Annotated in this window: 12 protein-coding genes; 6 read left to right on the forward strand and 6 right to left on the reverse strand. The window is 69.3% G+C overall.

Annotated elements, in window-relative coordinates; genetic code table 11:
- Positions 1–347, forward strand: a 347-nt coding sequence (locus VIR15_RS15305) for a ScyD/ScyE family protein (protein ID WP_331929247.1), incomplete at its 5' end; no start/stop codon positions are given.
- 58 nt (positions 348–405) lie between these two features.
- Here the strand turns inward: VIR15_RS15305 and VIR15_RS15310 are convergent.
- Positions 406–1167 carry a GNAT family N-acetyltransferase gene (locus VIR15_RS15310; RefSeq protein WP_331929249.1) on the reverse strand — a complete coding sequence of 254 codons (762 nt, stop codon included), beginning with the start codon at positions 1165–1167 and terminating at the stop codon, positions 406–408.
- A 167-nt stretch (positions 1168–1334) separates the two neighbouring features.
- Here VIR15_RS15310 and ilvA point away from each other — a divergent pair, with 167 nt between their 5' ends.
- The 3 genes from ilvA to VIR15_RS15325 all read left to right on the forward strand — a co-directional run bounded on the left by ilvA (position 1335) and on the right by VIR15_RS15325 (position 4609).
- On the forward strand, positions 1335–2876 hold the full coding sequence (ilvA, locus tag VIR15_RS15315; RefSeq protein ID WP_331929251.1) for a threonine ammonia-lyase, biosynthetic: 1542 nt from the start codon (positions 1335–1337) through the stop codon (positions 2874–2876).
- Between the two features lie 52 nt (positions 2877–2928).
- Positions 2929–3357, forward strand: coding sequence for a hypothetical protein (locus VIR15_RS15320; protein ID WP_331929253.1), 429 nt, complete (start codon positions 2929–2931; stop codon positions 3355–3357).
- A 145-nt stretch (positions 3358–3502) separates the two neighbouring features.
- Positions 3503–4609 (forward strand): DNA glycosylase AlkZ-like family protein, encoded by a 1107-nt coding sequence (locus VIR15_RS15325; protein WP_331929255.1) that lies wholly within the window; start codon positions 3503–3505, stop codon positions 4607–4609.
- A gap of 46 nt (positions 4610–4655) precedes the next feature.
- On the opposite strand, the gene VIR15_RS15330 is transcribed toward VIR15_RS15325, so the two are convergent.
- The 5 genes from VIR15_RS15330 to VIR15_RS15350 all read right to left on the reverse strand — a co-directional run bounded on the left by VIR15_RS15330 (position 4656) and on the right by VIR15_RS15350 (position 7939).
- Complete coding sequence (locus VIR15_RS15330) at positions 4656–5075, reverse strand: DUF6299 family protein (RefSeq protein ID WP_331929257.1); 420 nt, start codon at positions 5073–5075, stop codon at positions 4656–4658.
- 167 nt (positions 5076–5242) lie between these two features.
- Positions 5243–5842 carry a hypothetical protein gene (locus VIR15_RS15335; protein ID WP_331929259.1) on the reverse strand — a complete coding sequence of 200 codons (600 nt, stop codon included), beginning with the start codon at positions 5840–5842 and terminating at the stop codon, positions 5243–5245.
- An 11-nt stretch (positions 5843–5853) separates the two neighbouring features.
- Positions 5854–6378, reverse strand: coding sequence for a glycine cleavage system transcriptional repressor (locus VIR15_RS15340; protein WP_331929261.1), 525 nt, complete (start codon positions 6376–6378; stop codon positions 5854–5856).
- A gap of 47 nt (positions 6379–6425) precedes the next feature.
- Positions 6426–7463, reverse strand: coding sequence for a succinylglutamate desuccinylase/aspartoacylase family protein (locus VIR15_RS15345; protein ID WP_331929263.1), 1038 nt, complete (start codon positions 7461–7463; stop codon positions 6426–6428).
- Positions 7463–7939 (reverse strand): ATP-dependent zinc protease family protein, encoded by a 477-nt coding sequence (locus VIR15_RS15350; protein WP_331929265.1) that lies wholly within the window; start codon positions 7937–7939, stop codon positions 7463–7465. The genes VIR15_RS15345 and VIR15_RS15350 overlap by 1 nt, the downstream gene beginning before the upstream one ends.
- Positions 7940–8204: 265 nt before the next feature.
- Between VIR15_RS15350 and VIR15_RS15355 the strand changes: the two genes are divergently transcribed.
- Together VIR15_RS15355 and VIR15_RS15360 are read left to right on the forward strand one after the other, a co-directional pair.
- Positions 8205–8603 (forward strand): nitroreductase family deazaflavin-dependent oxidoreductase, encoded by a 399-nt coding sequence (locus VIR15_RS15355; RefSeq protein WP_331929267.1) that lies wholly within the window; start codon positions 8205–8207, stop codon positions 8601–8603.
- 131 nt (positions 8604–8734) lie between these two features.
- The coding region (locus VIR15_RS15360) for a sensor histidine kinase (RefSeq protein ID WP_331929269.1) at positions 8735–9602 on the forward strand (868 nt) is incomplete at its 3' end.

The raw sequence follows: 9602 nt of genomic DNA on the forward strand, positions 1-9602 counted from the left end.
GGTACGTCTCGCAGCTCGTCGGATTCCCCTTCGAGAAGGGATCATCGACGATCTGGCGGGTCGTCCCGGGACAGCAGCCCACGGCGTGGGCGACCGGCCTGACGAACGTCACCTCCCTGGCCTTCGCCAGCGACGGCACGCTCTACGCGGTGGAGATCGCGTCCAACGGCCTGCTGCAAGGACCCATCGGCTCGCTCGTCAAGGTGCACCCACACTCCAGCACCCACACGGTGGTGGCCGGCGGCCTGTTCGCGCCCTACGGCGTCGCGATCCGGGGCCATGACGCCTATGTCACCACGGGGTCCGTGGTTGCCGGCGGCGGGGAGGTCGTCCGCATCCACCTCTGAACCACGGACAAAGGTGCCGTGTGCCGCTGAGCCGGCTCAGCGGCATACGGCACCTTCTCTAGTCGTCGAGTTCGAGGACGTAGGCCGTTCCCGTGTCGCGGAAACCCACGCGCCGGTAGATGCGGGCCGCGGCATCGGCGCCAGCCGTGAGGAAGACGAGGTCGACGCCCCGCTCGCGGCAGGCAGCGACGAGCGACCGGGTGATGGCGCTGCCGTGGCCGCGGTTCCGGTGACCCGGAGGCACCGCGATCCCCATCAGCTCGGCAACGTCCCCCCGAGGGGCCGCCGATCCGGCGCCGCAGAGGCGCCCGCCTTCGTAGGAGGCGACGACGATGAGCACCCCCTGCTCGATGAGCTCAGGCTTGCGGCCGGTGTCGTGGTGCTCGACCTGGTCCTTGCCGTTGAAGCCGGCCTTGACCGTGCCGAAGGCGATGCCGAGGTGGGGGTCGGCGTGCGGCAGCTGTCGGGCCCGGGGGTCAGCCTCGATCGGGACGTCGGCCGGCAGCGTGAGCAGGGGATACCGGTGCGGCTCGTAGCCTGCGCCCCGGACAGCCGGGAGCAGGGAGGGCGTGACCTCAGCGACCCACTCGATCGCCCGGGGCAGGCCGAGCTCGGCCTGGCGAGAGAGCACTCGCTCGACCGCTTTGGCGGTGAAGGTCGACGACCCGTGCAGCCTCGGTCGTGCGTAGAAGTGCCACCCCGTGCCCTCCTCGGGGACGAAGAGCGTGAACGGGCCAACCTCCTCGGTTGTTGCCGCGGCTCGGGGAACCAGGTCGTAGTACTCCTCGATCCGCGCGAACAGGCAGTGGTCACGCGTCATGCCGCCACCCTCGCAGGCGTGGTCTGCCCGATCCAGTGCATTTCTCAACGGTTACCCGAGCGTCACCTCGGTCGTCACATCCACGGAGGCGATTGGGGTCGGAGTGGTATCTCGTCCCGTGGTCGAGGGTGTGCAGGCGCGCCCGCCGCGGGTCTACCCTGCCGACTGTGGTGACGAGCGGCGACCGGGCCGGTGGCAACGGGGCCGAGCTGCTGCGCGACGTACTGCGAGCGCCCGTGTACGAGGCTGCCGTCGTCACTCCCCTCGAGGTCATGGAGTCACTCTCCGAGCGCCTCGGCAACACCGTCGAGGTCAAACGCGAGGACCGCCAGCCAGTCCACTCGTTCAAGATCCGCGGCGCCTACACGCGGATGCGGGCGCTGACCCCCGACGAAGCCGCCCGTGGAGTCATCGCCGCCTCGGCCGGCAACCACGCCCAGGGCGTCGCGCTGTCGGCCTCCCTGCTCGGCATCGAGGCCGTCGTCGTCATGCCGGTGACGACCGCCCCCATCAAGGTCGACGCGGTCCGCAGCCACGGCGCAACCGTCGTCCTGTTCGGCGACACCTTCGACGAGGCGAAGGAGGAGGCCCTCAGCCTGGCGGCGCAGCACGGCCACACGTACATCGCTCCCTTCGATGACCCGCTCGTCATCGCCGGACAGGGCACGCTCGGGCTCGAGCTGATCCAGCAGGACGCCCACCTCGACCGGGTGTTCGTGCCGGTCGGTGGCGGGGGGCTCGCGGCCGGCATCGCGGGCCTCATCAAGAACCTCATGCCGGGGATCAGGGTCATCGGCGTCGAGCCGGAGGACGCCGCGTGCCTGAGCGCCGCGTTGTCGGCGGGCACGCCGGTCGAGCTACCCGAGGTGAGCCGCTTCGCAGAGGGCGTGGCGGTCAAGCGGATCGGCGATACGACGTTCGAGATGTGCCGGACCTACCTCGATGACGTCGTCACCGTGGACTCGGACGAGATCTGCGCCGCGATCAAGGACATCTTCGAGGACGTGCGAGCGGTGGCCGAGCCCGCCGGGGCGGTGGCCCTGGCCGGCCTCAAGAAGTACGTCGAGTCCCATGACCTGAGGGGCGAGCGCCTCGCCCACGTCCTGTCCGGTGCCAACGTCAACTTCCACACCCTGCGTTACATCTCCGAACGCGCCGAGATCGGCGAGCAGCGCGAGGCTCTCTACGGCGTGACCATCCCGGAGCGCGCCGGGTCGTTCCTCGAGTTCCTCAGGGTGCTCAAGGGCCGCGCTGTCACGGAGTTCAACTACCGCGTCGACGGATCGGAGGACGCGCGCATCTTCGTCGGCGTTCAGCTCGTCCGGGGGCACGCGGAGCGGACCGAGATCGCTGAGGCGATGACGGCGGCGGGCTACCCAGTCATCGACCTGTCCGATGACGACACGGCGAAGACGCATGTTCGCTACATGATCGGTGGCCACCCGCCGGCACTCCCCGAGCAGGTCTACTCGTTCGAGTTCCCGGAGCATCCGGGAGCGCTCACCCGGTTCCTCACCCAGCTCGGCACCCGCTGGAACATCACGATGTTCCACTACCGCAGCCACGGCGCGGACTACGGGCGGGTGCTCTGCGCCTTCGAGGGCGTGGCTGGGGACGCGACCTTCCACCAGCACGTGGAGGCCCTCGGCTACCCGTACGTCGACGTGACGACGAGTCCCGCGCTCTCCTACTTCCTTCTCCCGCGCTGAGAGGCGCTGAGAGGGTTGCCCTCCGCCACAAAACAGAGTGAGTGAAGAATCCGTGAGTTCGACGTCCCTCCCGTTCGTTCTTGATCTGCTACGTCATGACCTGGAGGCGACGATCGGTTATCGATTGTCCGTTCTTCCAAGACCGGCAGTCTTCGATCAGGATGTGGACTCCGTGTGGCTCGTTGGTCGTGCACGAAGCAGAACCGGTGTCCTTGCCACCACAGGTCTCTCGACAGTCGAACTCATTCTGCAGGTGGCGGAGCATGTGCAGGACTTCGTGCAGGAAGAGATGGCTGTGGTCAGTGGCTCCAACTGGCCAGAGTGTCCCATTCACCGGGGCACGCATCCAGCCCAGCCGAAAGATGTCGACGGCGTGGCGACGTGGACTTGCCCCGAAGTCGGTGTGTCGATCGCCCCCATCGGGAAGCTTCACCGTGTTCCTGACGAGGGCAACCGCGCCTCGCCCGAACCGGGACGATGACCTTCCCTCGCGCTGAGCGGGTTGCCCTGAGCCACAAACAGACTGAGCCGTATGCCGCTGAGCCGGCTCAGCGGCATACGGCTGGGTTTGTCGTGTGGCAGGTTTGCCACGCCTGGGGTCGCAGGCTCGGTCTATCGTCGGGGGCGTGGACGTCCAACGGCTCACCGGTGAGCAGGCGCGCCGCATCGCAGTCCGCGCGCAGTTGCTCGATGCGCCCCGCCCGACGGAGCTCGTCGAGGTGGTGCGGCAGCTGACCCTGCTCCAGCTCGACCCGACGGCGGCGGTGGCGCCGAGTGCGGACCTCGTCGCGTGGAGCCGACTCGGGTCGACGTACGAGCCGTCGCAGCTCAAGGAGGCGCTGGAGCAGGACCGGTCGCTCGTCGAGTTCAACGCCCTGATCCGACCGATGGAGGACCTGCCGCTCTACCTCGCGGATGCGGACGACATCCCCAGGTACCCCGATGCCCGGGCCTGGTTCGAGGGCAACGCCCCATTCCGCCGCGACATCCTGACGCGGCTCGAGGCCGAGGGGCCGCTGCAGTCCAAGGACATTCCCGACACGTGCCTCATCCCGTGGCCCTCCACCGGGTGGACGAACAACCGCAATGTGACGCAGATGCTCGAGTACCTCGTCCTCCGCGGCGAGGTCGCCATCGTGGGTCGGCGAGGGCGGCAACGGATCTGGGACCTCGCTTCTCGGGTGTACCCAGCGGATCTGCCGCGCTTGACGCCGGAGGAGGCCAAGCGGATGCGGGACGAGCGACGCCTGCGGGCGCTCGGCATCGCTCGCGCGACCGGCACGAACATGCCGGCCGAGCCGCCCTTCGTCGGCGAGGCGGGGGTTGCTGCTGTGGTTGAGGGCGTTGCCGGTGAGTGGCGCCTTGACCCCGGCCAGCTCGAGCACGTCGAGGACGAGTTCGTGGGGCGGACGGCGCTGCTGTCCCCGTTCGACCGCCTGTCGCACGACCGGAAGCGGGCGCTCGAGCTCTTCCACTTTGACTACACGCTGGAGATGTACAAGCCTGCCGCGCAACGACGCTGGGGCTACTTCGCGCTGCCGGTGCTCCATGGAGACCGGCTCCTCGGCAAGGTCGACTCCAAGGTCGACCGCAAGGCGAAGGTGCTCCGGGTGGAGGCCATCCACCGGGACGTCCGGCTCACCCGAGCCATGACGGCTGAGGTCCTGGCAGAGCTCGAGGACCTCGCCGCCTGGCTCGGGGTCGGGTTGGACGGCCCCGGCCTGATCGAGTGAACAGGATTCGGGCCCGAAAGCTGTTCTTTCGATCGGGGTGGGTGAATCACCGGCGGGGTGTCACCACGATGTCCTGGTCGAAGAGCACACCTGGGCAGGGCCCGTCCGGAACCTCGCAGACCTGGAGCAGGATGTGCGCGAGGGCTCGGCCGGGACGGGCGTTCTCGGCTGCGACCGTGACCTCCCATCGGTGGTCCGCCCCATCACAGATGAGCGCCTCGAGCCCGACGCCGGCGACGCGGTCTCCACGTTGGAACACCTCGACAGAGGCGTTGCCCAGGCGTTCACCCGGGCCTTCGCACTGGTAGGTGCCCCCGATGGTCAGCGCGCCGTCCTGGAGCACGACCCGCCTGTCAACGTTCACGTCGCCGTAGTCGGGTGCGCCGCCGGCAACGGCGGACGTGGCGGAGAAGAGTGACGCGGTAACGGCCGTGGCAAGCACGGCGCTGCGCAGCATCGCACGCATGAGGATTCCCCCCTGTTCGGTTGGTGCTCGCCTTTCGAGCACTCACCCACCTGAACCCCCGATGCACGCCGATTGGTTGTCACCGCCCCAGCCTGATCGAGTGAACAGATTCCGGGCCGGAAGCTGTTCACTCGATCGGGTTATCGACCCGGAAGTCGTTCTTTCGATCAGGGATGGGTGGGGGTGGAGGTGGCGAGGTGCTGCGCGATGCGGTCGAGCAGACCAGCGAGGGGCGGCGGGGTCGTGGCCGCGTCGAGACGGACGGCGAGGCGCTCGGCGAGCGCCACCTTCCGGCCTGAGCCACTGCCGGCAAACCGGTGCAGCTGGTCGGTCAGGCTGCGGTCACGCCACTCGGGCTGGTACTGGAAGGTGCGGAACCGGTCGAGATGGCCCATCTCGTCGAGTGCGTCCTCGACAGCCGCCGTCCCGACCGCCCGGATCAGCTCGTCCTCCAGGTCGCTGTCGCAGACGAAGAAGCCGTGATCGACGAGGTCGACCGGCGCCTCGAGCGGCACGCCGGACCGCCGCAGCGCACCGAGGACGAAGCGCTCCTCCGCGACGTCGTACAGCCCCAGCACCACGGCCTCGGGGTGCGCTTCGCGCGATGTGCGCAGGTCCCGCGCGATATTGGTCACCCCACCCATCGGGACGAGCTTCACCCGCCCCTCGCCATCGAGCCCGTGGGCCTTCAGCAGCACGGCGACAGCGGCGGCGTCACTCCGCCCCTCGACGAGGACGACGATGTGTGGGTCCGCGCTCAGCGGCATACGGCCTGGTCCTAGTCCTCGCTCACGTTGAGGTCGACGAGAAGCTCCGTCGCGAGGTGCTCGAGGTCAGCGCGGATCTGCCCAACCTGCGCTGAGGGCGGCAAACCGACGATGACGTGCGCCTCGAAGAGGCGTCCACCCGCCATCGGCGCGTCGCGCGTCTCAGTCTCGATCGTCTCGATGCTGAGGCCGTGCCGGGCCAGCACTGCGGACACGTCGTGGACGATCCCCGGATGATCGTTGCCGACCAGGTCGATGGTCAGGGTGTGCTGGGCCTCCACGGTTTCGACAGTCTCGGCCTCGGCGCCAGGATGGGCCGACACCTCGAGGAGCCCCTCGAGCTCGCCCAATGCGCTGGTCAGCTCGTCGACGCGATCGGCCGGAACGGATACGACGACGATGCCGGCGAACTTACCGGCCAGCTCGGCCATCTGGCTGCGCTCCCAGTTGCCTCCGTGGTTGCTGACGACGTTCGCGAGCACCTCAACGAGGCCGGACCGGTCGTCTCCGATGACGGTGAGCACGAGTCGGGGCATGGTCGCATCGTAACGACGGCTGCCTCAACCGCGCTCCTGATGAGGACTCAGCTGAGGTCGGGCTCGAGGTCATGGGGCAGCGCGTCACCATCGGGCGCGGCCGGTCGGGATGACATGTCCGGCGCGGGGTGCGGCTCGAGACCCGCGATGTGGATGAGGGCATCCCCGCGGTTGACGAGCGGCGTGGTCGTCCTGCCGATGACGATGCCGGAACGGTCGGCGTGGACGAGGCGCAGCGTCTTGCCGAACGAGTCGGAGAGGCCACCGAGCCGGTCCCCGACCTCGACCCGCTGGCCCAGGACCGCATCGAGCTGAAGGATCCCGGTGCGCCGGGCCCGAACCCAGCCGCTGGAGCGGGAGACGAGGCTCGGGGTGGGCGCGACTTCGTCGACGGGCTCCACCATGCCCAGGGCCGCGAGCACCCGGCGCACTCCGGCGACCCCAGCCTCGATGGCCCACTCGTCGAAGCGCCACGCCTCTCCAGCCTCGTAAAGCAACACCGCCGAGCCGCGCTCCCGTGCGGCCGCTCGCAACGAGCCGTCGCGCAGCCTCGCATTGATGATCACCGGTGCAGCGAACGCCTCGGCCAGCTCACGGGTCCGCGGGTCGTCGAGGTCGGCCCGGATCTGCGGGTGGTTGGTCCGACCGAACGAGCCGGTGTGCAGGTCGATCCCCACCTCCCCGCGCCCGACCACTTCAGTCATGACGAGGTGCGCGATGCGGCTCGCCAACGACCCTCGGGCCGAGCCCGGGAACGACCGGTTGAGGTCGCGCCGGTCCGGCAGGTAGCGGTCTCCCGCCGTGAAGCCGAAGACGTTGACGATGGGCGCGGCCACGAGGGTGCCCCGGAAGGCCTTGGGGTTCAGCCGCGATACGACCCGCCGGATCACCTCGATCCCGACGACCTCGTCGCCGTGGATCGCGGCGGTCACCCACACCGTCGGGCCGTCCTCGCGCCCGTGCACGACCCGGACCGGAAGGCTGAGCTCGGCGCCGGTGACGAGTCGGGTGATGGGCAGCTCGACCTCGCGGGTGTAGCCCGGGCGGACGCGAACCGGTCCGATGCCGAAGGACGCTCGCGCCATCAGCGGCCCCTGTTCCTGCGGCGCATCGCGAGGCGTGGACGCCCGCCAAGGTACGACCTGCCGGGATCGACGACGTAGCCCTGGCGCAGCGCCTCGCGGCCAATGAGCATGCGGAAGCCCATCTGGTCGCGGTTGGAGAGGCTGACCTCCGCCTCAATGATGCGCTTGCCGAGAACCAGATCAACGAGCACGACGATGCGCTCCTCGGCGTGCCCGGACGAGCTGCGGACGATCCGCTCGTCCTGGATCGGGCACTCGACGACCACGGCATCCTGGTCGGACCGCTGCCACGGGTGCACGGAGAAGCGCACCCACGGCTCGTCGTCTCGCACGATGTGCTCGATGTCGAAAGCGTGCAGCGACGAGGACCGCGCGCCGGTGTCGACCTTCGCCTTGATCCACGGCACCCCGAACCCGGGGAGGGTGACCCACTCACGCCACCCGACCGGGGTGCGCACACGAGTCGGCTCCACCACGTCGACATCTTCGCAGGTCGCCGTGCGCAAACCCGGGAGCCTCACGGTCACCCCACCATGCGCCCGGCTGTAATCGGCACTCGCTGAGTTACTCCTACGCACGCGCTCACGTCATCTCCACGACGCCGGCGCCCACGTGCGGCTCGACGCCGTGACGCAGATCGACGCCGACGACTTCTTCGTGACGCTGCACGTCGACGTCGCGCCCTGACGTCGTATGCCGCTGAGCCGGGTCCGCGCCCGGCCAGCGGTCTACCGTGGGTTGATGGCTGGTCCCCCTGCTTCGGTCAAGACGTTCAACCGGTTCGCCCTCCTCCTGGCCGGCCGTCGCTTCATACCGGTCTGGGGAGTGCTCCGGCACCGTGGGCGCAAGAGCGGACATGACTACTCGACACCGCTCGCATTCATCTCGACGCCCGGTGCCTTCTTCATCGGCTTGCCCTGGGGGCCTCGCACGGACTGGGTACGCAATGTGCGAGCGGCAGGCCGGTGCACAGTCCGGCTGGGCGGCCGCGAGTACGAGTGCACCGAACCGGAGCTCGTCAGCAAGGATGTCGTCGTGGGCGCAGCAAGGGGACCCCTGCGCGCGGTGGTGAAGTGGATCAACTTCCCCGGTGGCTTCCTCCGCCTGGGGCACGGGCCCGCTCGCGGGCAGGGCAACTGAGCCACGTCGCGGGGTCAGCTGACCTCGCAGGCGAGCTCAGCGGCATACCCCTTGCTGTTGCTTCACGCGTTCGCCCCGCCTCCTACTTTCGTAGGACGACCGCCGAAGCCCGGGCTGAGTACCGTGAGGACGTGGGGAGCGCGTGGCGTTTCGCGTCGAGGCACGGAGTCGACGTCCTGATCGCAGGGACGGCGCTCGCGAGCGCGGTCGGCGTCCTCGCGCGGGACGATCCTGGGCGGCCGACTGGAGTCCTGTTGTGGCTCGAGGCTGTCGCTGTCGCCCTCCTCGTGCTCCTGCTCCTCGCGCGACGCCGGTTCCCCTTCGCCGCGCCGGCAGCCATGTGGCTCTCCAGCGCTGCCCTGTCGTTCCTGGACGGGCTGCTCATCGTGAACCGGGCTGGCCTCTTCCTCACCGGGATGGGCGCCGCCCTGCTCCTCGGCAACCTGCGTCGCGACGTGGAGGCGCGGGTGGGCCTCATCATCACGGTCGGCGGCGCGGCGATCGTCGTCAACAACAGCCCGAACCACTCGGCTGATGACCTCATCTTCACGCCGGCCCTCTTCGGGCTCAGCTGGCTCGTCGGCTTCGCACTCCGGGAGCGTTCAGTGCAGACGGAGGTCGCGGAGGAGCGCGCGAGCAGGGCGGAGCGGGAGCGCGAGATCGCGGCGCGGGTCGCCGTGGCGGAGGAGCGGGGGCGGATCGCCCGCGAGCTGCATGACGTCGTCGCGCACTCGGTGAGCGTCATGGTGCTCCAGGTCGGGGCCGTCCGGCACCGGATGCCGCAGGGCGACGCTGAGGTCCGCGAGACCCTCAAGGACGTCGAGCAGACGGGGCGCACCGCGCTGGCGGAGATGCGGCGACTGCTCAACGCGATGCGCCACGACGACGAGTCGCTCGAGCTGGTGCCGCAGCCGGGCCTGCATGACCTCGAGACGCTCGTGGCGCACGTGCAAGCCGCCGGGCTGCCCGTCCGGCTCGAGGTCGAGGGCGAGCCGGTGG

The sequence above is a fragment of the Intrasporangium sp. genome (assembly GCF_036566125.1).
Taxonomy (GTDB): domain Bacteria; phylum Actinomycetota; class Actinomycetes; order Actinomycetales; family Dermatophilaceae; genus Intrasporangium.